Annotated in this window: 20 protein-coding genes and 3 rRNA genes; 11 read left to right on the top strand and 12 right to left on the bottom strand. The window is 61.8% G+C overall.

The genetic code is table 11. The annotated features are described in order from the left end of the window. The first annotated feature begins 136 nt into the window (after positions 1–136). On the top strand, positions 137–781 hold the full coding sequence (locus CLAM6_RS01065) for a DUF1415 domain-containing protein (RefSeq protein WP_084589637.1): 645 nt from the start codon (positions 137–139) through the stop codon (positions 779–781). 147 nt (positions 782–928) lie between these two features. Here CLAM6_RS01065 and radA read toward each other — a convergent pair whose 3' ends face one another. The 3 genes from radA to CLAM6_RS01050 all read right to left on the bottom strand — a co-directional run bounded on the left by radA (position 929) and on the right by CLAM6_RS01050 (position 4,269). Beyond that, positions 929–2,341, bottom strand: coding sequence for a DNA repair protein RadA (radA, locus tag CLAM6_RS01060; RefSeq protein ID WP_043336740.1), 1,413 nt, complete (start codon positions 2,339–2,341; stop codon positions 929–931). Between the two features lie 141 nt (positions 2,342–2,482). Next, positions 2,483–2,950 carry a copper resistance protein NlpE N-terminal domain-containing protein gene (locus CLAM6_RS01055; protein ID WP_043336742.1) on the bottom strand — a complete coding sequence of 156 codons (468 nt, stop codon included), beginning with the start codon at positions 2,948–2,950 and terminating at the stop codon, positions 2,483–2,485. 179 nt (positions 2,951–3,129) lie between these two features. Continuing rightward, entirely contained in the window at positions 3,130–4,269 is a 1,140-nt protein-coding gene (locus CLAM6_RS01050; RefSeq protein ID WP_043336747.1) for an alkene reductase, read from the bottom strand. Positions 4,270–4,632: 363 nt separating this feature from the next. Here CLAM6_RS01050 and hisC point away from each other — a divergent pair, with 363 nt between their 5' ends. Both hisC and gloA2 read left to right on the top strand, forming a co-directional pair. Beyond that, positions 4,633–5,688, top strand: a complete 1,056-nt coding sequence (gene hisC, locus CLAM6_RS01045) for a histidinol-phosphate transaminase (RefSeq protein ID WP_043336763.1) — start codon at positions 4,633–4,635, stop codon at positions 5,686–5,688. A 167-nt stretch (positions 5,689–5,855) separates the two neighbouring features. Continuing rightward, a complete protein-coding gene (gloA2, locus tag CLAM6_RS01040; protein WP_225347480.1) occupies positions 5,856–6,299 on the top strand; it encodes an SMU1112c/YaeR family gloxylase I-like metalloprotein in 444 nt (147 codons plus the stop codon). A gap of 229 nt (positions 6,300–6,528) precedes the next feature. Here gloA2 and rrf read toward each other — a convergent pair. The 4 genes from rrf to tyrS form a co-directional block, all read right to left on the bottom strand. Further along, a 5S ribosomal RNA gene (gene rrf, locus CLAM6_RS01035) occupies positions 6,529–6,644 on the bottom strand. Between the two features lie 136 nt (positions 6,645–6,780). After that, a 23S ribosomal RNA gene (locus CLAM6_RS01030) occupies positions 6,781–9,666 on the bottom strand. Positions 9,667–9,908: 242 nt separating this feature from the next. Then, positions 9,909–11,449: ribosomal RNA gene (locus CLAM6_RS01025) — 16S ribosomal RNA — on the bottom strand. Together the 16S, 23S and 5S rRNA genes form the textbook arrangement of a ribosomal RNA operon. Positions 11,450–12,027: 578 nt before the next feature. After that, positions 12,028–13,236 (bottom strand): tyrosine--tRNA ligase, encoded by a 1,209-nt coding sequence (gene tyrS / locus CLAM6_RS01020; RefSeq protein ID WP_043333452.1) that lies wholly within the window; start codon positions 13,234–13,236, stop codon positions 12,028–12,030. 155 nt (positions 13,237–13,391) lie between these two features. Between tyrS and CLAM6_RS01015 the strand changes: the two genes are divergently transcribed. Then, a complete protein-coding gene (locus tag CLAM6_RS01015; RefSeq protein ID WP_043333449.1) occupies positions 13,392–14,540 on the top strand; it encodes an anhydro-N-acetylmuramic acid kinase in 1,149 nt (382 codons plus the stop codon). 106 nt (positions 14,541–14,646) lie between these two features. Here the strand turns inward: CLAM6_RS01015 and CLAM6_RS01010 are convergent, their stop codons facing one another. Beyond that, positions 14,647–15,801, bottom strand: a complete 1,155-nt coding sequence (locus CLAM6_RS01010) for a PilT/PilU family type 4a pilus ATPase (protein WP_043333447.1) — start codon at positions 15,799–15,801, stop codon at positions 14,647–14,649. A gap of 139 nt (positions 15,802–15,940) precedes the next feature. Continuing rightward, positions 15,941–16,972: a type IV pilus twitching motility protein PilT gene (locus CLAM6_RS01005; protein WP_153635076.1), complete on the bottom strand. Its 1,032-nt coding sequence runs from the start codon at positions 16,970–16,972 to the stop codon at positions 15,941–15,943. 195 nt (positions 16,973–17,167) lie between these two features. On the opposite strand from CLAM6_RS01005, the gene CLAM6_RS01000 reads away from it, so the two are divergent. The 6 genes from CLAM6_RS01000 (at position 17,168) to CLAM6_RS00975 (ending at position 22,388) form a co-directional block, all read left to right on the top strand. After that, positions 17,168–17,920 carry a YggS family pyridoxal phosphate-dependent enzyme gene (locus CLAM6_RS01000; RefSeq protein ID WP_153635075.1) on the top strand — a complete coding sequence of 251 codons (753 nt, stop codon included), beginning with the start codon at positions 17,168–17,170 and terminating at the stop codon, positions 17,918–17,920. A 71-nt stretch (positions 17,921–17,991) separates the two neighbouring features. After that, entirely contained in the window at positions 17,992–18,834 is an 843-nt protein-coding gene (gene proC, locus CLAM6_RS00995; RefSeq protein ID WP_153635074.1) for a pyrroline-5-carboxylate reductase, read from the top strand. 149 nt (positions 18,835–18,983) lie between these two features. After that, positions 18,984–19,565, top strand: coding sequence for a YggT family protein (locus CLAM6_RS00990; RefSeq protein ID WP_043333437.1), 582 nt, complete (start codon positions 18,984–18,986; stop codon positions 19,563–19,565). 269 nt (positions 19,566–19,834) lie between these two features. Then, entirely contained in the window at positions 19,835–21,028 is a 1,194-nt protein-coding gene (metX, locus tag CLAM6_RS00985; RefSeq protein WP_153635073.1) for a homoserine O-succinyltransferase MetX, read from the top strand. Then, on the top strand, positions 21,021–21,635 hold the full coding sequence (gene metW / locus CLAM6_RS00980) for a methionine biosynthesis protein MetW (RefSeq protein ID WP_153635072.1): 615 nt from the start codon (positions 21,021–21,023) through the stop codon (positions 21,633–21,635). Before metX ends, metW begins: the two co-directional genes overlap by 8 nt. Positions 21,636–21,884: 249 nt before the next feature. Beyond that, a complete protein-coding gene (locus CLAM6_RS00975; protein ID WP_153635071.1) occupies positions 21,885–22,388 on the top strand; it encodes an acyl-CoA thioesterase in 504 nt (167 codons plus the stop codon). Positions 22,389–22,516: 128 nt separating this feature from the next. On the opposite strand, the gene CLAM6_RS00970 is transcribed toward CLAM6_RS00975, so the two are convergent. After that, positions 22,517–23,599 (bottom strand): ChaN family lipoprotein, encoded by a 1,083-nt coding sequence (locus CLAM6_RS00970; RefSeq protein ID WP_153635070.1) that lies wholly within the window; start codon positions 23,597–23,599, stop codon positions 22,517–22,519. A 185-nt stretch (positions 23,600–23,784) separates the two neighbouring features. Here CLAM6_RS00970 and CLAM6_RS00965 point away from each other — a divergent pair, with 185 nt between their 5' ends. Next, positions 23,785–24,117 (top strand): Rieske (2Fe-2S) protein, encoded by a 333-nt coding sequence (locus CLAM6_RS00965; RefSeq protein WP_172978610.1) that lies wholly within the window; start codon positions 23,785–23,787, stop codon positions 24,115–24,117. 58 nt (positions 24,118–24,175) lie between these two features. Here the strand turns inward: CLAM6_RS00965 and sfsA are convergent, their stop codons facing one another. Continuing rightward, positions 24,176–25,018 carry a DNA/RNA nuclease SfsA gene (sfsA, locus tag CLAM6_RS00960; protein ID WP_153636750.1) on the bottom strand — a complete coding sequence of 281 codons (843 nt, stop codon included), beginning with the start codon at positions 25,016–25,018 and terminating at the stop codon, positions 24,176–24,178. Continuing rightward, on the bottom strand, positions 25,018–26,202 hold the full coding sequence (locus CLAM6_RS00955) for an aminotransferase class I/II-fold pyridoxal phosphate-dependent enzyme (protein WP_153635068.1): 1,185 nt from the start codon (positions 26,200–26,202) through the stop codon (positions 25,018–25,020). The genes sfsA and CLAM6_RS00955 overlap by 1 nt, the downstream gene beginning before the upstream one ends. Positions 26,203–26,215: the final 13 nt, after the last annotated feature.

The raw sequence follows: 26,215 nt of genomic DNA, 5'->3' as shown, positions 1-26,215 counted from the left end.
ACGAGACACGATAACGAGACACGATAACGAGACACGATAACGAGACACGAAGAGAGACGAGAAGACACGGCGCTGGCCATGCCGCGCCCGAGCAGTGACAATACCCGTTCCTGACACCGCTGCGGACCCTGACGCCATGACCACCGACGCTACGCCGACCGATACCACGACTCCCGAGACGGCGGGTGGCTATACCCCGCCGCTGGATGCCAGCGAAGCCGAGGCCATCGACGCCACGCGCCAGTGGGTCGAGACGCACATCATCGCCGACAATCTGTGCCCGTTTGCCGCGCGCGAGATGGCACGCAACAGCATCCAGTATGCCGTGGTGCCCGGAGCAGGGCTCGAGCGCAGCCTGCAGGCACTCGGCGACGAGCTGCTGAACCTGGACGCCAATCGCGACGCCGAGACGACGCTGGTGATCTTCAAGGACGGCTTCCGCGACTTCGATACCTACCTCGAGCTGCTCGACTACGCCGAGGCGCTGCTCGAGATGCAGGACTACGAAGGCATCTATCAGCTGGCCAGCTTCCACCCGGAATACGTGTTCGAGGATACCGAGGAAGACGACGCGGCCAACTACACCAACCGCTCGCCCTACCCGATGCTGCACCTGCTGCGCGAAAGCTCGGTCGAAGCCGCCATCAATGCCTACGCAGGCGATGTCGAAGAGGTGCCGGGGCGCAATGAAGAACTGATGCGCGAGCGCGGTGTCGAGCTCCTGGTCTCACGCCTCAAGGCCTGTGCTCACGCTGCCCGTCAGGCTGACAAGCAGGACTGACAAGCAGGACTGACAAGCAGGACTGAGCTTCGTGCTCGGAGAAAACTCCATACGAACAAGGCCAGCCGCGAGGCTGGCCTTGTTCGTTGTATGCTACATCACACCACGATGTCCCCGTGCGGCAGGCTCACGCGGTAGGCGCAGATGTCACAGGGCTTCCAGCGCCTGGGACAGCTTGTCGACCGCCACGATGGTCATGCCCTTGGGCGGATTCTTGGGGGCATTGCCCTTGGGCACGATAGCGCGCGTAAAGCCATGCTTGGCGGCCTCGACGATGCGCTCCTGGCCACTCGGCACCGGACGGATCTCGCCGGACAGCCCCACCTCGCCGAACACCACCAGCTCGCGCGGCAGCGGACGGTTCTGCAGGCTGGAGACCACCGCACACAGCACCGCGAGGTCGGCGCTGGTCTCGAGCACCTTGACCCCGCCGACCACATTCAGGAAGACATCTTGATCGCCTGTGAACAGGCCGCCATGCTTGTTGAGCACTGCCAGCAGCATCGACAGGCGATTGCCGTCCAGACCGACGGCGACACGGCGTGGATTGCCCAGCGGCGAGTCATCCAGCAAGGCCTGCACTTCGATCAGGATCGGTCGCGTGCCCTCCCACACCACCATCACCAGACTGCCGGAGGATTGCTCCTCGCTGCGCGACAGGAAGATCGCGCTGGGGTTCTTCACCTCCTTCAAGCCCAGCTCGACCATGGCGAACACGCCCAGCTCGTTGACCGCGCCGAAGCGGTTCTTCTGGCCACGCAGCGTGCGGAAGCGCGAATCACCATCGCCCTCCAGCAGCAGGGAGGCGTCGATCATGTGCTCCAGCACCTTGGGTCCGGCCAGTGAGCCGTCCTTGGTCACGTGGCCGACCAGCAGCAGCACGGTATTGGTTCGCTTGGCGAAGCGGGTCAGCGCGGCGGCAGACTCACGCACCTGCGAGACACCCCCCGGCGCGGATGACAGATCCTCCAGATGCATGGTCTGGATGGAGTCGATGATCAGCACCTCGGGCTTCTCGCGCTCGGCGGTGGCCAGAATCGTCTCGACGCTGGTCTCGGCCAGCATCTTGAGCCCCTGGGTCGGCAGCTGCAGACGATGGGCGCGCATCGCCACCTGCGACAGCGATTCCTCGCCAGTGACATAGAGTGAGCGCTTGTGCTGGGCGAGCTTGCAGGCGGTCTGCAGCAGCAGCGTCGACTTGCCGGCCCCCGGGTGGCCACCGAGCAACACGGCGGAACCCGGCACCAGCCCGCCACCCAGCACGCGGTCGAACTCGCCGAAGGTCGAGGAGAAGCGCGGCACTTCGGCCAGCGAGACATTGGAAAGATCGGTCACGTTGTCGCTGAGCGTGCCGGCGTAGCCGCCCCGCCCATTGCTGGCGCTACGCGCGGCACCACCGGCGACGGCTCCCGCAGCGGGGGCGGCGCCGGGCAATACCGTGGCGCCGACGCGGATTTCCTGCAGGGTGTTCCACTCGCGGCAGCCGCTGCACTGGCCCTGCCACTTCGAGAATTCGCTACCGCATTCGGTACATACGAAGGCGCTCTTTGCTTTCGCCATCAGACAATCCTGTCGGGAAGAAATGATTCTCGGCGCCGCGGCGGAGTGTCGTCAGCCGTGGATTTCCAACGGCCAGACACAAGGAAGGCGGCTTGCGCCGCCTTCCTTGTGCTCACGATCGCCTTGTGGCGCACGGCACGCTTACTGGCGCTTGAGGCGCAGTGTCTCACCGTTCTGGAAGCGACGCTTCTGCGGGTCGACCAGCTCCAGGGTCTGGGCATCCAGACGCAGGAAGTAGTAGGTCTGGCCTTCGCCGTCCGGCGTCAGCTCATAGACGGTCGCGTTCGGGTCCGTCACGGTGCCGGACAGCACGTCCCACTGGCCTTCGTAATGCTCTGGATCCGGCTGCTGCGGATGATCACGATAGGTGGCATCGAGACTGAAGGTACGCTCATCCTGGGCTGCCTCTTCGGCACCCTTGAGGCGTACATCGAGGTCAATGCCCGTGCAACGACGACACGGCAGGGTGCCCTTGTAGACGGCAACCTGCTCGCTGGCTGTCTCGGTGGCGCTGTTGTCAGCGGCACCGTCATTGGTCTGGGCCGTTGATGCGCACCCGGCGAGACCGACCATCAGCGCGGCTCCCACCATCAGAGTCCTGATCTGCATTGAATCCTCCTTAAGGCGATGACTCGATAGCAGCATCAGCGCTATCGACGGCGAGCGGTCTACCCGCTTTGGCAGGCAGCCCGCTCACAAGCTTCCATGCTCAAGAATAGCGGGTATCCGCCCCGAGAGGCCACCCCCGATGGCGTTTATCGAACACCATTCGCTAAATCGTGTCGGCCTCAGCCGCGGCGATCATGGCCATTGTCGAGAAACGGATAGTCGGTGTAACCCTTGGCGCCACCACCGTAGAAGGTGTCCGGGTCCTGTTCGTTGAGTTCAGCGCCGAGGCGAATGCGCTCGACCAGGTCCGGGTTGGCGATATACGGGCGCCCGATGGCGACGGCATCCGCGATGCCCTCATCGATGATGCGTGCCGCGCTCTCACCGTCGTAATGGCCGCAGAAGATCAGCGCGCCCGTGACGCGCTCGCGCAGGGCACGACGGAAGTCATCGCTGAACTTGATATCGCCACCGGCCCAGTCCGGCTCGTTGACGTGCACATAGGCGATGCCACGTCTGGAGAGCTGCTCGGCCATGTAGAAGGCCATTTCTTCCGGCTCGTCATCGGTCAGACCGAAGATCTCGATGAAGGGCGTCAGGCGGATGCCGGTACGCTCAGGGCCGAAGACTTCGGCGACGGCATCGACGACTTCCAGCGTCAGACGCGCACGGTTCTCGACCGAGCCACCGTACTGGTCAGTGCGCTGATTGGTGCCGGTGGCCATGAACTGGTTGAGCAGATAGGCGTTGGCGGCGTGCACCTCGATCATGTCGAAGCCGGCACGCTTGGCACGCACGGCGGCCTGACGATAGTCCTCGATCAGCTGGGGGATCTCGTCCGTCTCCAGGGCGCGCGGCGTACCGGTGGGGTGACGTCCGCTGGTGCCGTCCTCGAACTCGACAAAGCACTGGGCGCCTTCACCACGCAGGGCGCTCGGCGCGACCGGCTGCTGGCCGTCCGGCTGCACCATCTCATGCGAGACACGCCCGACGTGCCACAGCTGCAGCGCCATGCGTCCGCCCTTGGCGTGCACCGCCTGGACGACGCCCTTCCAGCCCGCTTCCTGCTCATCGGTCCAGATGCCCGGCGTGTAGACATAGCCACGTGCGGTGGGCGAGATGTTGGTCGCCTCGCTGATGATCAGGCCGGCACCGGCACGCTGACCGTAATAGGCCTGCTGAAGCTCACCGGGCACGCTGTCGGGGGTACGAGCACGTGTCAGCGGTGCCATCAGGATGCGGTTGGGCAGGGTCAGATCACCGAGCTTGACCGGATCGAGCAGGGTGTCAGCGTACGGGGCATTGGTGTTGGCAGTCATCGGGACTCCTTGAATTGCAGGACTTCACCCAGCGTCCTCACCGTGCAAGGTCGCACGAGCTGGGCAAGCATGCCTATGACATGCGGCACACCACGCGCTGCTTCAAGCACGCACATCGCACGAGAATAATGCTGGCATGGCAACAATGGGCGAGGCCCGCCGTGCGGCCACTCCTGGGCTTCTTTCAACACCCCCCTCGATAGACCTTCGCAACAGACCTTCGCAACAGCCTCCAATCACCGCTCCAATGCCCCTCATGACTCACTCAGAGCGCATGCCGGTGCTTGTACCGCGACGATCCAGCGGGCAACATGAAAAGCATCCATGACACGGGTCATGCACTGTCACCAGCGGCGAGAAATCATGAGCAAGTACTGGAGCCCCCAGGTCCACGACCTGACCCCCTACGTCCCCGGCGAACAACCGCGTGAGCAGCTGATCAAGCTGAACACCAACGAGAACCCCTACCCGCCGGCGCCCGCCGTGGAGCAGACGCTGCGCGAGTTCAATGCCTCTGATCTGCGCCGCTACCCGGACCCGAGCTCCAGCTCGCTGCGCGCCGCCCTGGCCGATACCTTCCATGTGGCCGCCGAGGAAGTCTTCGTCGGCAATGGCTCCGATGAGGTGCTGGCGCTGGCCTTCCAGGCATTCTTCCGTCAGGACAAGCCGCTGCTGCTGCCCACCATCAGCTACAGCTTCTACCCGGTCTACTGCCGCATGTATGGCATCGAGTCGCGCAGCATCGCGCTGACCGACAACTGGGAAGTCGACCTGGAAGCCTTCGGCAACGACAATGGCGGCATCATCTTCGCCAACCCCAACGCCCCGACAGGGCATGGCCATGGCCGCAAGGCGATTGCCGCGCTGCTGGAGCGCAATCCGCGGAGCGTGGTACTGGTCGACGAGGCCTACGTGGACTTCGGTGGCGAAAGCGCCATCCCGCTGATTCATCAGTATCCGAATCTGGTCGTGACGGGCACTTTCTCGAAGTCGCGCAGCCTGGCGGGCATTCGTCTTGGCTATGCCGTGGCCTCGCGTGAGCTGATCGAGGGTCTGGAGCGCGTCAAGGACTCCTTCAACTCCTACCCCATCGATCGCCTGGCCGAACAGGTCGGCGTCGCCGCGCTCAGTGATCCCGACTATTTCGATGAGTGCCGCACACGCGTCATCACCACGCGCGAGCAGACGCGCGATCGCATGGCCGCGCTGGGCTTCGAGATCCTGCCCTCGCAGACCAACTTCGTGCTGGCGACTCACCCGACCCACGATGCCGGCAAGCTGTTCATCGGCCTGCGCGAACAGGGCATCCTGGTGCGCCACTTCAACACCGACGCACTGCGTGACTATCTGCGCATCAGCATCGGTACCGATGCCGAAATGGACAGCCTGATCGAAGCCCTGGAAACCCTGTGTCGCTGAGATAGCGCACGGTCTGGCCAGTGATTGCTCCAATCAAAGAAGGCGCCCAGTGGGCGCCTTCTTTGATCAGGATGTCACTCAGGTGCTCGCCGCACGGCCCATCCACACAGCTCATCACACAGCCCGTCGTACCGTTCATCGCACCGAACACTCTGCAGGAGCACAACATGACAACGGACAGTCTCTCCATGGCTTCAGACGCTACCCCGACACCCCGCCTGCCTCTGACGCGGGTGCATCACGTGGCGCTGATCACCGCTGATTACCCTCGCGCCAGGCGCTTCTATCTCGAGGTCATGGATGCGCAGGTGATCAACGAGGCCTATCGTGAGGCCCGCGACAGCTACAAGCTCGACCTGCTCCTGCCGGGCGGTATCCAGCTGGAGCTGTTCTCCTTCCCCTCGCCGCCTGAGCGCCCCAGCTATCCGGAAGCCTGTGGGCTTCGTCACCTGGCGCTGGCGACGGAAGACATCGATACCTGTGTCGAGCTGCTGATCGCGCGTGGCGCCACGCCAGAGCCGATACGTGTCGATGAATACACCGGCGCCCGCTTCACCTTCCTGGCAGACCCTGACGGTACGCCCATCGAACTCTACGAAGTCTCGCCCTGATGTGATGGCGCACTGAAACTTCACTGGCCCTGAAGATAAAAGGCCCCGAAGACAAAGGCCCCTGTCGAGATATCGACAGGGGCCTTCTTGTGTCATGTGCACGTTGCTTGGGCAAAGCTCTTTTCTTTCGCCCACAGCTGATTCGCATGCAGGACTCTCTGCACCACTTTTCTTGAGCACAAAGAGAACCGCCCCTGCAGCATGGCTACAGGGGCGGTTCGGGATAAGTGCCTGACGATGACCTACTCTCACATGGAGAAACTCCACACTACCATCGGCGCTAAGCGGTTTCACTTCCGAGTTCGGCATGGGATCGGGTGGTTCACGCTCGCTATGGTCGTCAGGCGAAACGGTGGCATCTTGCGATGCCTGAGTCCCGAGGCTTGTGGCCTCGCGACTCGCAATATGAATCATGCTGACCGATATGTCTCGATCCTGTCGTAATCCCGGCGTTTGCCGAAGCAAACCCCTTGGGTGTTATATGGTCAAGCCTCACGGGCAATTAGTACTGGTTAGCTCAACACATTGCTGTGCTTCCACACCCAGCCTATCAACCTTGTAGTCTTCAAGGGCCCTTCAGGAGGCGCAAGGCCTCAGGGAAGTCTCATCTTGAAGGGGGCTTCCCGCTTAGATGCTTTCAGCGGTTATCCCGTCCGAACGTAGCTACCGGGCAATGCCATTGGCATGACAACCCGAACACCAGAGGTTCGTCCACTCCGGTCCTCTCGTACTAGGAGCAGCTCTTCTCAAACTTCCGACGCCCACGGCAGATAGGGACCGAACTGTCTCACGACGTTCTAAACCCAGCTCGCGTACCACTTTAAATGGCGAACAGCCATACCCTTGGGACCGACTTCAGCCCCAGGATGTGATGAGCCGACATCGAGGTGCCAAACACCGCCGTCGATGTGAACTCTTGGGCGGTATCAGCCTGTTATCCCCGGAGTACCTTTTATCCGTTGAGCGATGGCCCTTCCATACAGAACCACCGGATCACTAGAACCTACTTTCGTACCTGCTCGACGTGTCTGTCTCGCAGTCAAGCACCCTTATGCTCTTGCACTCAATGCACGATTTCCAACCGTGCTGAGGGTACCTTCGTGCTCCTCCGTTACTCTTTAGGAGGAGACCGCCCCAGTCAAACTACCCACCATACACTGTCCTCGATCCGGATAACGGACCTGAGTTAGAACGCCAATGATGTCAGGCTGGTATTTCAAGGTTGGCTCCACCGCATCTGGCGACGTGGTTTCAAAGCCTCCCAGCTATCCTACACAGACAACATCAGCATCCAGTGTAAAGCTATAGTAAAGGTTCACGGGGTCTTTCCGTCTAGCCGCGGGTACACAGCATCTTCACTGCGATTTCAATTTCACTGAGTCTCGGGTGGAGACAGCGTGGCCATCATTACGCCATTCGTGCAGGTCGGAACTTACCCGACAAGGAATTTCGCTACCTTAGGACCGTTATAGTTACGGCCGCCGTTTACCGGGGCTTCGATCAAGAGCTTCGCGTGAGCTAACCCCATCAATTAACCTTCCGGCACCGGGCAGGCGTCACACCCTATACGTCCGCTTGCGCGTTTGCAGAGTGCTGTGTTTTTAATAAACAGTTGCAGCCACCTGGTATCTTCGACCGGTAAGAGCTTACGAAGCAAGTCCTTCACTCGAACCGGTGCACCTTCTCCCGAAGTTACGGTGCCATTTTGCCTAGTTCCTTCACCCGAGTTCTCTCAAGCGCCTTGGTATTCTCTACCTGACCACCTGTGTCGGTTTGGGGTACGGTCGCATGTGATCTGAAGCTTAGAGGCTTTTCCTGGAAGCGTGGCATCGATGACTTCCTGACCGTGGTCAGTTCGTCTCGCATCTCGACCTCAGAGGAACCGGATTTGCCTGATTCCTCGGCCTACATGCTTTCACCAGGACAACCAACGCCTGGCTCACCTAGCCTTCTTCGTCCCCCCATCGCAACCACATCCGGTACGGGAATATTAACCCGTTTCCCATCGACTACGCGTTTCCGCCTCGCCTTAGGGGCCGACTCACTCTGCTCCGATTAACGTAGAACAGAAAACCTTGGTCTTCCGGCGGGGGAGTTTTTCACTCCCCTTATCGTTACTCATGTCAGCATTCGCACTCGTGATACCTCCAGCAGACTTCTCAATCCACCTTCATTGGCTTACACGACGCTCCTCTACCGCTCATCCAGAGGATGAACCCGTAGCTTCGGTACCTGATTTAGCCCCGTTATATCTTCCGCGCAGGCCGACTCGACTAGTGAGCTATTACGCTTTCTTTAAAGGATGGCTGCTTCTAAGCCAACCTCCTAGCTGTCTGAGCCTTCCCACATCGTTTCCCACTTAATCAGGATTTTGGGACCTTAGCTGACGGTCTGGGTTGTTTCCCTTTTCACAACGGACGTTAGCACCCGCTGTGTGTCTCCCACGCTGCACTCACTGGTATTCGGAGTTTGCCTCGGGTTGGTAAGTCGGGATGACCCCCTAGCCGAAACAGTGCTCTACCCCCAGCGGTGATACGTGAGGCGCTACCTAAATAGCTTTCGAGGAGAACCAGCTATCTCCGGGCTTGATTAGCCTTTCACTCCGATCCACAGCTCATCCCAGCATTTTTCAACATACTTGGGTTCGGGCCTCCAATTGATGTTACTCAATCTTCACCCTGGCCATGGATAGATCGCCCGGTTTCGGGTCTATACCCTGCGACTGGTCGCCCAGTTAAGACTCGGTTTCCCTACGCCTCCCCTATACGGTTAAGCTCGCCACAGAATATAAGTCGCTGACCCATTATACAAAAGGTACGCGGTCACACCACGAAGGTGCTCCCACTGCTTGTACGCATACGGTTTCAGGATCTATTTCACTCCCCTCGCCGGGGTTCTTTTCGCCTTTCCCTCACGGTACTGGTTCACTATCGGTCAGCCAGGAGTATTTAGCCTTGGAGGATGGTCCCCCCATGTTCAGTCAAGGTTTCTCGTGCCCCGACCTACTCGATTTCACGTGACTCAGACTTCGACTACGGGACTATCACCCTGTATCGTCAAGCTTCCCAGCTTGTTCGTCTGTCAGTTGTCACGCTTAAGGGCTGGTCCCCGTTCGCTCGCCGCTACTTGGGGAATCTCGGTTGATTTCTTTTCCTCCGGGTACTTAGATGTTTCAGTTCCCCGGGTTTGCCTCTATAGGTTATGTATTGGCCTATAGATACTCACCTGATGGTGAGTGGGTTTCCCCATTCGGAAATCGTTGGGTCGCAGGGTATTTGCCACCTCGCCAACGCTTATCGCAGGCTATCACGTCCTTCATCGCCTCTGGCTGCCAAGGCATCCACCGTATGCGCTTAATCGCTTGACCATATAACCCCAAGGGGTCTGTCAAGGATTACGAATCTGTCGGACCTCTCCGACATATCGTTTGATAGACATGCGCTTGGCGCACATATCTATCGTCAGCATGATTCACATTGTTAAAGAGCGGCTGTTCAGAGAACAGTGAGAAGCGCGCTCTGATGAGCACGCTTGCCACTGCCGGCTAAGCCAGCAATAAGATCAGGTAATTCGTTGTGAGCACTTGCCGCGAGCAGTAGACAGTGTCGATAAGGAGGTGATCCAGCCCCAGGTTCCCCTAGGGCTACCTTGTTACGACTTCACCCCAGTCATGAACCACACCGTGGTGATCGCCCTCCCGAAGGTTAGGCTAACCACTTCTGGTGCAGTCCACTCCCATGGTGTGACGGGCGGTGTGTACAAGGCCCGGGAACGTATTCACCGTGGCATTCTGATCCACGATTACTAGCGATTCCGACTTCATGGAGTCGAGTTGCAGACTCCAATCCGGACTGAGGCAAGCTTTATGGGATTGGCTCCACTTCGCAGTATTGCAACCCTTTGTACTTGCCATTGTAGCACGTGTGTAGCCCTACCCGTAAGGGCCATGATGACTTGACGTCGTCCCCACCTTCCTCCGGTTTGTCACCGGCAGTCTCCTTAGAGTTCCCGACATTACTCGCTGGCAAATAAGGATAGGGGTTGCGCTCGTTACGGGACTTAACCCAACATTTCACAACACGAGCTGACGACAGCCATGCAGCACCTGTCTCAGAGTTCCCGAAGGCACCAATCCATCTCTGGAAAGTCCTCTGGATGTCAAGGGTAGGTAAGGTTCTTCGCGTTGCATCGAATTAAACCACATGCTCCACCGCTTGTGCGGGCCCCCGTCAATTCATTTGAGTTTTAACCTTGCGGCCGTACTCCCCAGGCGGTCAACTTATTGCGTTAGCTGCGCCACTAAGTCCTCAAGGGACCCAACGGCTAGTTGACATCGTTTACGGCGTGGACTACCAGGGTATCTAATCCTGTTTGCTACCCACGCTTTCGCACCTCAGTGTCAGTGTCAGTCCAGAAGGCCGCCTTCGCCACTGGTATTCCTCCCGATCTCTACGCATTTCACCGCTACACCGGGAATTCTACCTTCCTCTCCTGCACTCTAGCCAAGCAGTTCCAGATGCCGTTCCCAGGTTGAGCCCGGGGCTTTCACACCTGGCTGACTTAGCCACCTACGCGCGCTTTACGCCCAGTAATTCCGATTAACGCTTGCACCCTCCGTATTACCGCGGCTGCTGGCACGGAGTTAGCCGGTGCTTCTTCTGCGAGTGATGTCTTTCCTCGGGAGTATTAATCCCAAGGCGTTCTTCCTCGCTGAAAGTGCTTTACAACCCGAAGGCCTTCTTCACACACGCGGCATGGCTGGATCAGGCTTTCGCCCATTGTCCAATATTCCCCACTGCTGCCTCCCGTAGGAGTCTGGGCCGTGTCTCAGTCCCAGTGTGGCTGATCATCCTCTCAGACCAGCTACGGATCGTCGCCTTGGTGAGCCATTACCTCACCAACAAGCTAATCCGACATGGGCTCATCCGATAGCGCAAGGTCCGAAGATCCCCTGCTTTCTCCCGTAGGACGTATGCGGTATTAGCCTGAGTTTCCCCAGGTTGTCCCCCACTATCGGGCAGATTCCCATGCATTACTCACCCGTCCGCCGCTCGACGCCTCCTAGCAAGCTAGGATCGTTTCCGCTCGACTTGCATGTGTTAAGCCTGCCGCCAGCGTTCAATCTGAGCCATGATCAAACTCTTCAGTTGAAAGCTTGATAGTCTGTTAAGCAGACCAAACTTGGTTCAGAGTCAAACTTCTCGTGAGAGGCTTGCTCCGATATTTGGTGACCTTGTCACCACTCATCGGCAAGCGCTCACACGAATTACCTGATCAAATTTTTAAAGAGCGTCGCTGTTAAGCGAGGAGGCATATTCTACCCGGAACGCTTGAGAAGTCAAGCACTTGATAATGAGTCAGCCGACTGCCTCTAAGCATCATCAAGCGGTGAGGAGCGTTGCTCGATCACCTGTTCCGTAAGGAGTGCGGCGTATCCTAGCGAATCGCGCCAGATTGTCAAGCGATGATTCCCGAAGCGGACTTCAAAAACCTCAAGCAAAACAATTACCTGCAAACCTCTTTCACCGCTGGTGACGCCATGCGTCCCCGGCAGCGGATGCGTACTTTACGCACGAACTGGCGTAAGGGCAAGGGCTTTCTTGAGAGAATCTCGCCGCGGTGATGTCAGGCGCTCAAAACCCGTTCGGCCCCACCAGACATGGTGGGGCCGAACGGGAGGCGACATACGCCAGCGTCTTCTCAATACCTTTCAGTATCCCTCAGTACCTCAGCGCGTCACGGTCACTCGTGCGTAACGCTTCTTGCCGGCCTGGATGACGATGGCAGTATCGAAAGGTGCCATATAGGAAGGCTCGACCACTTCGCCATCCACTTTCACGCGACCATTCTTGAGCATGTCCTTGGCCTGGGCACTGTTGTTGGCCAGGCCCGCACGATTGATGACCGCCGCGATCGGCGCCACCTCGGCGCCTTCCAGGCTGACGGTGACATCCGGCATGTCCGCCGGCAACTCGCCGTCGGCCAGCTGATTGCCGCTGGAGAGGTGCGCCGTCGCCGCCGCTTCTTCATCGTGGAAGCGTGCCACCAGCTCGCGCGCCAGCTCCATCTTGATATCACGCGGGTTGGCACCGTCGTCGATGCTGGCCATCAGCGCCTTCACTTCATCGAGAGGACGCAGCGACAGCAGCTCGAAGTAACGCCACATCAGCGAATCCGGCATGGAGACGATCTTGTTGAACATCTCGCCCGGGCGGTCGTTGATGCCGATGTAGTTGCCCAGCGACTTGGACATCTTCTGCACGCCATCCAGGCCCTCAAGGATCGGCATGGTGATCACGACCTGCGGCTCCTGGCCGCGCTGGCGCTGCAGCTCACGCCCCATCAGCAGATTGAACTTCTGATCGGTACCGCCAAGCTCGATGTCCGCTTCCAGTGCCACGGAGTCATACCCCTGGATCAGCGGGTAGAGGAACTCGTGGATGGAGATCGGCTGATTGCCGGTATAGCGCTTGTCGAAATCGTCACGCTCGAGCATGCGCGCGACCGTACTGGAGGCCGCCAGCTCGATCATGTCACCCGCGGTGAGCTTGTTGATCCATTCGGAGTTGAAGGCGATGCGCGTCTTCTCCTTGTCGAGGATCTTGAAGACCTGCTCCTGATACGTCAGGGCGTTGGCCTTCACATCCTCTTCGGTCAGCGGCTTGCGCGTCACGCTCTTGCCGGTGGGGTCGCCGATGCGGCCGGTGAAATCACCGATCAGGAAGATGATCTCGTGACCGAGGTCCTGCAGCTGGCGCAGCTTGTTGATCAGCACCGTATGACCGAGGTGCAGGTCCGGCGCCGTCGGATCAAAGCCTGCCTTGACCTTGAGCTTGCGCCCGGACTCGAGCTTCTTGATCAGCTCTTCCTCGACCAGCACCTCATCGGTACCGCGCTTGATGATCTCCAGCGCTTCCACTACTGACTTGTCGCTCATCCTGCCCTCTCTGACCGTTGCTGCTCCCCTCGTAACGGGGCATGTTGGCCGAGAATGTTAGCATGACGAGCATGGCATGCACCCCCTGCCGCAGAGCGGCGTGCTCACAAGCTTCCCCCCCCTGTTGCACGCCCCCAATGATCGGGAGACCCCCAATGGCGCTCTACCTTGGCTTGATGACCGGCACCAGCCTGGACGGACTCGATATCGCCTTGCTCGATATCACCCCCTCCTCGCCAGACCACGAACGGATTCGCTTCATTGATGGGCTCGATCTGCCGCTGCCCGAGACACTGCGGACTCGTCTCTGGCAGCTGATGCATTGTGATGAGGCATGCTTCGCCGACCTCGCCGCCGCCGAGAAGGCGTTGGCCGAACTGGCCGCCAGCGCAGTGACGCGCTTGCTGACCCGCCAGCAGCTGAGTGCAGACGATGTCACGGCGATTGGCAGCCATGGCCAGACCATCGAGCATCGCCCCTACGGTTTCAGCGACCGGCCATGCCACACGCCCTACACCCTGCAGCTCGACAACCCCAGCCTGCTGGCCGAGCTGTGCGGCATTCCCGTCGTCGCTGACTTCCGGCGCCGTGATCTGGCCGCTGGCGGTCAGGCGGCCCCGCTGGCGCCTGCCTTCCACGCTGCTCTTTTCAGTCAGCCAGACCAATGGCATGGGCTGCTCAATCTGGGCGGCATCGCCAATCTGACGCTACTTCCCCCTCAGAATTCCACGGCTGACGTCATCGGCTTCGACACCGGCCCCGCCAACTGCCTGCTGGATGCCTGGCATGCGCGTCATCGTGGCACCGCGGTGGATCAGGACGGCCAATGGGCCGCCAGCGGCAAGGTGATTCCTGACTTGCTCGAGAGATTGCTGTCGGCCGATTACTTCCGCCGCCCCCTTCCCAAGAGCACTGGCCGCGAAGACTTCCATCTCGACTGGTTGGCACAGCACCTGACCGGCGACGAGGCACCGGCCGACGTGCAGGCCACGCTCCTGAGCCTGACTGTCGAGAGCATCGTGCAGGCACTGGAGCAGACCGGCGTGTCACTGGCCGCGCTGACTCCCTGTGGTGGCGGGGCACGCAATGGCGCCCTGCTCACGCAGCTGGAGCAGCGCCTGGCGCAAGGCGAGCAAGCGACGCCCCTCGTGTCCTGCGCTGACATGGGCTGGAACGCAGACCTGCTCGAAGCCAGCGCCTTTGCCTGGCTCGCGGCGCGCAGAGTACTGGAGCGCCCCGGCAACCTGCCCAGCGTGACCGGCGCGAGCGGCCCGAGAGTGCTGGGCGGCCTCTACGCTCGCTGATCCTCATCGAATACGAAAAAGCCGCCCTTTTCCTCAGAAGAAGGGCGGCTCTTGATTGGCCGATCACTATGCTAGCGTCACCGACAGCTGGCATCACCGACACGCCTCAGTCGTCATCCCCTTGCAGCGAGAAGCGACTGGCGGCATTCAGGACATCCAGCTGGGCTTCCTGGGCGCTGTCGGAATCACCGAACTTGATCATCAGGCGCAGGTCATTGGCGGAATCGGCATGCGCCAATGCCACTTCCTCGGTGATCAAGCCCTGCTGATGCAAGGCGTACAGCGATTGATCGAAAGTCATCATGCCCTGCTGCTGCGAGCGCTTCATGACGTCCTTGATCTCGACCACCGCGCCCTTGCGGATCAGGTCGACGATCAGCGGCGAACGCAGCATCACCTCAATGGCCGGCACGCGCTGGGTGGTGTTGCCACTCTTGTGAGGCAACAGCTGCTGGGCCACGATGCCCTTGAGGTTCAGCGACAGATCCATCCACACCTGTTCATGACGCTCCTCCGGGAAGAAGTGGATGATGCGGTCCAGCGCCTGGTTGGCATTGTTGGCATGCAACGTCGCAAGACACAGGTGACCGGTCTCGGCGAAGGTCAGCGCGTGCTCCATGGTCTCACGCGAGCGGATCTCACCGATCATGATCACGTCCGGCGCCTGACGCAGCGTATTGCGCAGTGCCACCTCGAAGGACTCGGTATCGATCCCCACTTCACGCTGCGTCACGATGGAGCGCTGGTGGGGGTGGATATACTCAATCGGGTCTTCGATGCAGATGATATGCCCGCTCGAGGTCTGGTTGCGGTGCTGGATCATCGCCGCCAGCGAGGTCGACTTGCCGGCGCCGGTACCGCCGACGAAGATCACCAGACCACGCTTGGTCTCGGAAAGCCCCTTGATGATCTCCGGCAGCCGCAACTCTTCCAGGCTGGGAATCGACAGCTGGATGCGGCGAATCACCATGCCCATCTGGCTGCGCTGGTAGAAGGCGCTAATCCTGAAACGTCCGACTCCCGGCAAGCTATGCGCGAAGTTGGCCTCGCGCTCTTCCTCGAAGCGCTCTCGCTGCATGTCACTCATCGGTGCGAGCACCAGCTCTCTCACCTGATCGACACTCAGCTTCTTGTCACCCAGCGCCACCATGCGGCCATTGACCTTCATCTGCGGCGGTGTGCCGGTGGAGATGAACAGGTCCGAGCTGCCCTTGCTGACCATCAACTGCAGAAGTTCATGCAGCCATTCATGAGGAGTCATGAGTTGTATCCCGATATGCGCCTTGAGAGTCGCGCCCAAGGCCTCGCGCTGAAATGCCGTCCCATGAACCTGGAAAGTTGACGTGTTCCGGCCCCTGCCCCACCTACCTGCAACGTGATTGTCGGTACTCCTGGCGAATTCAGTTCAACAAGCCCTTGGCTTTCGCCTGAGCATCTTCATTGGTCACCAGCCCTTCCGCCAACAGACGCGTCAGCGCTGCATCCAGTGTCTGCATGCCCAGGGCGCCACCGGTCTGGATGGAGGAATACATCTGCGCCACCTTGTCCTCGCGGATCAGGTTACGAATGGCAGGCGTCGCGATCATGATCTCGTGAGCCGCCACTCGGCCACCGCCGATCTTCTTGAGCAGTGTCTGGGCGATGACGCCCTGCAGGGACTCGGACAGCATCGAGCGCACCATCGACTTCTCCTCGCCGGGGAAGACGTCGATGATACGGTCGACGGTCTTGGTCGCGGAGGTGGTGTGCAGGGTGCCGAACACCAGGTGGCCCGTCTCGGCCGCGGTCAGCGCCAGGCGGATGGTCTCGAGATCTCGCAGCTCGCCGACCAGAATGACATCCGGGTCTTCACGCAGCGCCGAACGCAGCGCGGGCGCGAAGCCGTGGGTATCACGGTGCACTTCACGCTGGTTGACCAGACATCGCTTGGACTGGTGCACGAATTCCACCGGGTCCTCGATGGTGAGGATGTGGTCGTACTTGTTCTCGTTGATGTAATCGACCATCGCCGCCAGCGTGGTGGATTTACCGGAGCCGGTCGGCCCGGTGACAAGAATCAGGCCGCGCGGCAGCATGCACATCTTGCGGAAGGCTTCACCGAGCCCCAGATCCTCCATCGTCAGCACTTCCGAGGGGATGGTACGGAAGACGGCCCCCGCGCCACGCCCCTGATGGAAGGCGTTGACACGAAAGCGCGAGACACCCGGCACCTCGAAGGAGAAATCGGTCTCGAGGAATTCCTCGAAGTCACGGCGCTGCTTGTCGTTCATGATCTCGTAGATCAGCGCGCGCACCTGCTTGTCATCCATTGACGGCACGTTGATGCGCCGCACATCACCGTCGACACGAATCATCGGTGGCAAACCAGCGGACAGGTGAAGATCCGACGCGTTCTGTTTTGCCGAAAAAGCCAGCAGTTCGGTAATATCCATGCAGTTCCCTCGCGAAGACCGAAGCTCTTGTACCAACGAGTCTTGTGTACTCTGGTGAAAGTGTGAAGTGGCTCTTCAGTAGATAGTGCGATGGGCACCATGTCACCAGGCCTGTCACGCTCATGCTATTGATGACACGCCTGATACCGTGCCAGCCATCGCCAGGTAGTTCCGCAAATTCTGGAGCCGAGCCGCATGACCGCAGTCCCCGACGACGAAGCTTGTGTTACCCAGTGTATCCTAGAGGCCCGCGCGCGGCTGGAAAAGGCATTGCAGACAAGTAAACGCAACGCTGATTCGGCGCAAGTGCTGGCCGTCAGCAAGACCAAACCCGCCACGCTGGTGCGCGCAGCCTGGCAATCCGGCCAGCGGGCCTTTGGCGAGAACTACCTGCAGGAAGCGCTGGACAAGCAGCAGGCGCTGTCGGACCTCACCGATATCGAATGGCATTTCATCGGCCCCATCCAGTCCAACAAGACGCGCGCCATTGCCGAGCACTTCGCCTGGGTGCATACCGTGGAACGCGAGAAGATCGCACGCCGCCTGAGTGAGCAGCGCCCCGATGAGCTTGGCGCGCTCGATGTCTGCCTGCAGGTCAATATCTCCGGCGAAACCTCCAAGGCTGGCGTGGCACCGCAGGAACTGCTGGCGCTGGCCGAGACGGTGATCGCGCTGCCCGGACTGCGTCTGCGCGGCCTGATGGCGATTCCGGCCCCCTGCGCCGCCGATGCCAGTGAGACCGAGCGCCGTGCGCCCTTCCGCCAGCTGCGCGAGCTGCTGGAGCAACTGCAGACGCGCTTCCCTGCCGCCAGCTACCCGCAGGCTCGGCTCGATACGCTCTCGATGGGCATGAGCGCGGATCTTGAGGCCGCCGTCGCTGAAGGTGCGACGCTGGTACGCCTCGGCACTGCCATCTTCGGCACACGTGACTATTCCCACGTCCACTGAGCCCAACGCTCGCTGATGCAAGGCTCTCGAGCTTGCCGCCAGCCCTCCCACTGAATGATCAGGAGCACCGCATGACGCACCAGAGCACCGCTACACCGCGCACCATCGCCTTCATCGGCGCCGGCAACATGGCCAGCGCCATCTTCGGCGGCATGGTCGATGCCGGCTATCCCGCGGACCGCATCATCGCCACGGCCCGCTCGCGCGAGACACTCGATGCCCTCGAGCAGCGCTACGGCGTGAGCACGACCCAGGACAACGCCTATGCCGTCTCGCAAGCCGATGTGGTGGTGCTGGGCGTCAAGCCGCAGATGATGCATGACGTCTGCCAGGCACTGACCCCTGCGGTGCAGAACCGCAAGCCGCTGATCGTCTCGGTCGCGGCCGGCATCACCTGCGACAGCCTCGAGCGCTGGCTGGGCGGCGACCTCGCCATCATCCGCTGCATGCCCAATACGCCGTCACTGGTCGGTGTCGGTGCCAGCGGCCTCTATGCCACCGCCCAGGTGACGGAGGAGCAACGCGGCTTGATGGATGAGATGCTGACTGCGCTCGGTATCGTCGAGTGGGTCGAGGAAGAAGGTCTGCTGGAAGCCGTCACCGGCATTTCCGGTTCCGGCCCGGCCTACTTCTTCCTGTTCATCGAGTCACTCGAAGCGGCAGGTATCGAGCTGGGACTGAACGCCGAGACCGCGCGCCGCCTGGCGATCCAGACCGCCCGCGGTGCCGCCGAGATGGCCTTCTCCAGCGAGCATGAGCCTGCCGAGCTGCGCCGCCGCGTGTGCTCGCCGAATGGCACCACGGAGCGCGCCATCAACAGCTTCGAGGAGGATGGCCTGCGCGAGATCGTCGAGCGCGCCGCCAAGGCCTCCAGCGTGCGCGCCGCCGAGCTTGCCCGCGAGCTGGATCGCTGACAGCCTCTGCTCCACTGACAACTCCTGCAGGCCGCTGGCAGCCCGGGTCACAACAGGCCATCATGCGCTGTTCATCTGTTGTTGGCATGCTAGCGGCATGACGCGTGCACTATCGCGCGCCCACTTCTCACCGTCTTAAGGAAAGCCCCATGGGTGCTATGGGTAATATCGGACTTCAGCTGGTCACCATCCTGCTGCAACTGTTTGTCTACATCCTGATGCTGCGCTTCCTGCTGCAGCTGTCCCGCGCGGACTTCTACAACCCGGTCACCCAGTCAGTGGTCAAGGCGACCAACCCGCTGGTGGCCCCGTTGCAGGGCATTCTGCGCCCGCTGGGTCGCTTCGACATCGCCACCCTGGCCGCGGCCTTCATCGTCGTCAGTCTGGTGCTGGTCGCGATCGGCGCCCTGTTCGGTGGCGGCATGCTGCCGGTCGGCTTCATCGCGCTGACGGCACTGGGCACCATTCTCGACAGCATCATCAACATCTACTTCTTCGCCCTGATCGCGATGATCATCCTGTCGTGGGTCGCACCGCAGGCCAACCACCCGGGCGCCATCCTGGTCCACCAGCTGGTCGATCCGATCATGAAGCCGGTGCGCAAGGTGATCCCGTCGATCGGCATGCTCGATCTGTCTCCGATCTTCGTGTTCATCGCGCTCAATCTGGTCGGCAGCCTGATCAACCAGACCCTGCCGTCACTGGGCATGCTGCGCAGCGCCTTCAGTTAAGCCGGCGCTCCGCCAGCAAGATTGGCTCGCATGCGCCCAGCGCGCAGGCCGACGAGATCAGCGCCCGCCACGGACTCCCGTGGCGGGCGCTCTTGCATCGCGCGTCACTGGATCACGCGTGCGCACGCTGTGCTAGAGTGAGCCCTCGGCCGAAGCCAGAACCACGGTGCACGAGACGCCCACAAGGCGCATCACCGCGGCTTCGCGCCCCGGACACGGGCCTTGCCCCGAACACTCTGCTGGACATGATGCTGGAAACCTTCACCACGATGCCTGATTCCCTGCCCCCGGATTCGGTCGGTCTCGTCACGCCTCAGACTGCCCACTTCAATACCCCGCTGGAGCTGGCCTGCGGCAGACGCCTCGAGCAGTACTCGCTGGTCTACGAGACCTACGGCGAGCTGAACGCGGACGCCAGCAACGCCATCCTGATCTGTCATGCCCTCACCGGCCACCATCATGCGGCCGGCTATCATGCCATGAGCGACCGCAAGCCTGGCTGGTGGGACGACTACATCGGCCCCGGCAAGCCCATTGATACCTCGCGCTTCTTCGTCATCGCGCTGAACAACATCGGCGGCTGCCACGGCAGTACCGGCCCGACCTCGATCAACCCGGAGACGGGCGAGCAATGGGGGCCTGACTTCCCATTGGTGACCGTGCCGGACTGGGTCGAGAGCCAGAAACGCCTCGCCGAGTCTCTCGGCATCACCCGCTTCGCGGCGGTGGTCGGTGGCTCGCTGGGTGGCATGCAGGCGCTGCAGTGGGTGATGGATCACCCTGATCGCGTCGGTCACGTCGCCATCATCGCCTGCACGCCGAAACTCTCGGCGCAGAACATCGCCTTCAATGAAGTCGCGCGTCAGGCGATTCGCTCTGACCCGGAATTCCATGACGGCTGGTACTCGCGTGTCGATGCCGTGCCCAAGCGCGGCCTCAAACTGGCGCGCATGGTCGGTCACATCACCTATCTTTCCGAGCATTCGATGGGCACCAAGTTCGGGCGTGATCTGCGTCAGGACCGCCTCAACTTCGGTTACGACGTCGACTTCCAGGTCGAGAGCTATCTGCGCCACCAGGGCGATACCTTCTCCACCGCCTTCGATGCCAATACCTACCTGCTGATGACCAAGGCGCTCGACTACTTCGATCCTGCCGCCACGGCAGGCGATGACCTGTCCGCGGCCATGGCGCCGATCAGCTGCCCGGTACTGGTAGTCAGCTTCACCACCGACTGGCGCTTCGCGCCGTCACGCTCTCGCGAGCTGGTCAATGCCATGATCCATGCCGGCAAGTCGGTCAGCTACGCCAACATCGACTCGCCACACGGCCATGATGCCTTCCTGCTGCCGGGCGAACGCTACGAAACGGTGCTGGGCAACTTCCTGACTCGCGCTTACGACCACGCCTGTGGCGCGCAAGCCACGCAAAAGCCGAGCACCAAGGAGACCAGCCATGCGTAACGACCTCGCCCAGATTCATGACTGGATTCCCGAAGGCGCGCGCGTGCTGGACCTCGCCTGCGGTGACGGCACCCTGCTGGCCTCCCTCAAGGAGACCAAGCAGGTCTTCGGCTATGGCCTGGAGATCGACCCCGACAACATCAGCGCCTGTGTCGCCCGTGGCGTGAACGTCATCGAGCAGAATGTCGATGACGGCCTGGCCAACTTCGCCGATGACACCTTCGATCGCGTGGTGATGTCCCAGGCATTGCAGGTACTGCGTCGCCCGGACCGTGCGCTGGAGGAGATGATGCGCGTCTCGCGTGAGGCCATCATCACCTTCCCCAACTTCGCCTACTGGCGTCACCGCCTGCACCTGGGCATGAAGGGGCGCATGCCGGTCTCCAAGTCGCTGCCTCACGCCTGGTACGACACGCCGAACATCCACCTGTCGACCTTCGCGGACTTCGAGCGCCTGTGTCGCGCCCAGGGCCTCAAGATCATCGATCGCGCGGTCGGCAATGGCGATCACGAGCCACACCCGGCGGCGACCTGGTGGCCGAACCTGTTCGGGGAAGTGGCCATCTTCCGCGTCTGTCGCGACAACTGCCCGCCCGACCAGCGCTGAGTTCAGGCACCCTACAGCAGTCGCCACAGACCAAGCGCCAGGCACCGCAAGAAGACGGCCGACAGGACACTCCTGTCGGCCGTTTCGCGTCATGACGCCAGCAATTCTTCCGCGCCGCGATAGCGCTGCGCTATCCGGACCATGCACAGACAGTCGCAACTAAAGTCTATATACTTTCGGGGTAAACGCAGCTGAGGATCACGGCTCGCACTTCCGGTGAGGTGCGCCGGCATCCCGAGGAGAGAGTGCATGAACTTCCATACCCGCAAGTGGGTCAAGCCTGAAGATCTCAACCCCAACGGCACCCTGTTCGGTGGACGCCTGCTGGCCTGGATCGATGAAGAAGCGGCCATCTACGCCATCGTCCAACTGGGCACCTCGCGCGTGGTCACCAAGTTCATGTCGGAGATCAATTTCGTCTCCAGCGCGCGTCAGGGCGACATCATCGAACTGGGCATCACCGCCAGCGCCTTCGGTCGCACCTCGATCTCGCTGTGCGTCGAGATCCGCAACAAGATCACCCGCGAGCGCATCCTGACCATCGACCGCATCGTGCTGGTCAGTGTCGATGCCGACTTCAAGCCGGTGCCCCACGGCCGCACGCGCATCACCTATATCGAAGACCGCTTCCGTGAGCAGGCCGGCAGCAACGATAGCCATAAAGACGGCCACAACGACAGTCACAAAGACGAAACGCCGCAGAAGGCACCGCGTCGGCGTGCCGATAGCGCGTCGGATCTCAAGAACGCCTGATCGCATCACTGTTCAGGTCGCACCAACGAAAAAGGCACCTCCGAGAGGTGCCTTTTTCATGCCGGCAATTCAGGCCGCAGTTATGTTGCTGATGTCCGGGGGCTGACTAAGCAGGGCCTGACTGACCGCTAGCTGACGGTCGTCTGCATCGTCTCACGCAGGCCTTCACAGGCATCCGCGACTGGCGCCGTCGCCGGCGTGAACCACACCAGATCATAGGCCGGCGCCGCACCGGCGCTTTCGGGCAGATAATCGGTGAGATGTGTCAGCGGTTGGCCCGCGTCATCCCAGGCCACCGGCATCAGCGCCACGGACAGCGTGCTGCCATCCAGCCAGCGCGGCACGCCGATATCGCGACGGGCATGACCGGAGCCACACACCAGCAGGCTGGTGGCGCCGTCGGCCGCCATGCCCTCCAGGCGTTCTGCCATCTGCTGATCCCGCGCCAGCTGCGCACGCAGCATCGCATCCAGGCGCTCTGCACCCAGCAGGCCGCAATGGCCTTCATCCAGCGCCTCACGCTGCAGGCGCAGTACCGCTTCCGGGAGCGCCAACGGCGACTGTCCCGGTGCCATGCTGGCCTCCAGCTGTGCCGCCGACAGGCTGGCAGAGGCGAGCGGCGCGCCACTGTCCAGTGCTCCGCGCAGCAGAGGGGCGTAGTCGGTGAAGGGCCAGCGCGCATTCCAGGCCAGCAGCTGCTGAAGCTCGTCATCCGGCAATCCCGCGACCGCAAGCGAGGTGCGGTTGGCCAGCGACAAGGCGGCATCCTGGGTCGTGTCCAGCATCTCCAGCGCCACACCGCCCAGCTGACGCCGCGCGACCAGCGCATCGATCAACCAGCGTTCCAGCTGGTGATGGTCCGGATTGTCGTGATGCTCGCCCAGCAGCACCATCGAGTGCGCCTGACTCCAATCGACCAGCGCCGCTGGCGACAGACGACGGTTGCCCTCCGCGACCAGAATGCTGCCCAGCAGCGGATGGGACGCCTTGGGATCATGCCAGGCCGGCAGCGGTGGCAACGGCCCGTTGGCTGGCTGAGCGGCCTGTGCGAGCGGGCTTCTCAGTGCCGTGCCCAGCACGGAAAGCCCGCCCGCCGAGGCGACCATGCCGGCCAGCAACTGGCGACGGCTCACCCCGGCCGTGCGCTCAGGCGTCTCGGATTCGTTGCTGGAGCGGAAGCTGGAAGTGATCGAGCGGCGAAATAGCGACATGAAGATGACCCGGCATGGAATGAAGCGGCAAGACACGGTAAAAGACCACAAGAGAGCGTGCCAACGCTGCCATGATACCCGATGCGAGCCCCCTCATGTCCGAAAGGCCACCAACACTCCCCCAAGGGCCCTCATCCAGGCTGTGCTTGAGACTGCCGCTGCCACCACTGCCCGTCGGCTGCAGCATGACACTGACACTCGATGATGGCCGACCGGCCTTGCTGGTGATGCAACCCGACGGCCCGCGCGCCTTCCTCGACCGCTGCCCGCACCAGGGCAGCCGAATGCTGACCGAAGACGAGACTGGCGATCCCTACATGGACGCGACCGGCGGCTTGATCCTCTGCCACCGCCATCAGGCCTGTTTCGAACCGCATCACGGCACCTGCATCAGCGGACCCTGCGTCGGCCAACGCTTGACCGCGTTGGACGTTGAGCTGGTGCACAACGACGCCTCACCAGCACAGCTGCTGCTGTGGGAGGCCGCAGGCAGCGGTGGAGAAATGAGGGAGAGATGATAGAGAGATTATAGAGAGAGACGAGCGCTGACTGACAGGCTGAGCGCCAGCGACCTGATCAGCCAGCAAAGCGCGCGTCATGCAGTGGCAGCGCGCGCGTCAGACCCAGTCTTGCTCGCCACAGTGGCTGACCCGCATCTGAAAGAGACTCCTCGAGCGTGATCTGCATGCCCAGCGCCAGCACTTCGACACCGGCGGCCTGCGCCTGGGCAAAGGCCTGTGCATAGGCCGGGTCGAGATGCGCCGCCGGTGCGACATCCTCGATCCCGTCATGGGCGACACAGGACACCAGCACGCAGCGGTGGCCTGCTGCGACCAGCGCCGCGAGGCTGGCCAGATGACGCTGTGCACGCGTACTCACCGAGTCCGGGAAATAGCCGTGACCGTCGGATTCACGCAGCGTCAGTTGCTTGACTTCCAGATAGATCGAGGCCGCGCCCTCCTCGCTCGGCCACATCTGGAAATCGAGCCGTGAGCGCTCCGGGATGTCATTGCCCGGCAGCAGGACCTCGACACGCGACTCGCGCTTGAGGCGCGCAAAGTCGGCGAGCCCCATGTCGCGCAGCACGCTGACGCTGGCCTGCTGCAGCGCCGCCTCGACATGGGCATTGGCACGTCCGGTATGCACCGCCACCAAGGCCTCACGCCGACCGTCAGCGCCGGGCGAGTCCAGAGGCAGGCGAATCAGCTCCCAGGTCCAGGCGAGCTTGCGCTTGGGGTTGTCGGACGGCGATAGCCATACCTCACAGCCTTCGACGCACACCGCGCGCATCGAGCCGGTATTCGGGCAATGCGCCGTCACCACTTCACCGGCCCGCTCACCCTCGAGCAGCTCCACCTCGGCGAAGAAGCGCTTGTAGCGACGGATCAGACGACCACGATACAGCCCCTCAAGCTCCATCAAGCCGACACTCCCGCCTGAGTGGCACGCCGCTCAAGGAAGCGCTCCATGCGGGCCAGGGCCTCGCGCAGACGCGCCTCATCGGCGGTGAAGGCGATACGCACATGGCGACGCCCTTCGGCCAGCGCGAAGTCCGTGCCCGGCGTGATGGCGACATTCTCTTCTTCCAGCAGTGCGCGGCAGAAGGCCTCGCTGTCATCACTCAGATGCGAGATATCCAGCCAGACGTAGAAGGCGCCCTGCGGCGGCACCGACGGCGCCAGCCCCAGGCGTTCGAGCCCGGCCAGCAGCACGCCACGGCGGGCTTCGAGCACCTGCCGACGACGCTCGAGCTCTGCTTCGCATTCCGGCGTGAAGGCCGCCAGCGCCGCATGCTGGGCAGGCGTCGAGGCAGCCAGGAAGACATTCTGCGCCAGGCGTGACAATGGCTCGACCGCGGCTTCCGGCGCCACCAGCCAGCCCAGTCGCCAGCCCGTCATGCCGAAGTATTTCGAGAAGCTGTTGATGACGAAGGCATCGGGGCACTCCGCCAGTGCGGTGTGCGCAGGCACGCCATAGGTCAGCCCCTGATAGATCTCATCCACCAGCAGGTGCGCATCACGCGTCTGGCACAGCTCGCCCAGCGCCTTCAATTCCTCGGGCGACAGCACGTGTCCGGTGGGGTTGGAGGGCGATGCCACCATCACGGCCCGCGTGTTCTCGCGCCAGAAATCATCGGCAAGTTCGGCGGTCAGCTGCCAGCCACTCTCGGCATTGACGGGCACCACATCCAGCTGGGCATCCACCAGGCCCATGAAGTGGCGATTGCAGGGGTAGGTCGGGTCGGCCATCAACACGCTGTCGCCACGTTCGGCGCACAGCAATGTGGCCAGCAGCAAGGCACCGGAGGCGCCGGGCGTGATGATGATACGGGAGGGAGACACCGTGACGCCGTGGCGGCGCTGATAGTCTGCCGCGATGGCCTCGCGCAGGGCCGGCAGGCCGCAGGCAGGGGTGTAGCGCGTCTGACCGGCCGCCAGCGCCGCCTGCCCGGCGGCGATCACCAGCGCGGGGGTCGGGAAGTCGGGCTCGCCCACTTCCAGATGAATGACGTCATGGCCCGCGGCCTCGCGTGCCTGGGCGGCTTCCAGCAGCGTCATCACGCGAAAGGCAGCGACGGATTCAAGGCGGCGGGCAAACGGCATGACAACACTCCTC

Source organism: Cobetia sp. AM6 (assembly GCF_009617955.1).
Lineage (GTDB): Bacteria > Pseudomonadota > Gammaproteobacteria > Pseudomonadales > Halomonadaceae > Cobetia > Cobetia amphilecti.
Note: the sequence above shows the minus strand (reverse complement) of the source record. Positions and strands in the feature narration are given on the sequence as shown.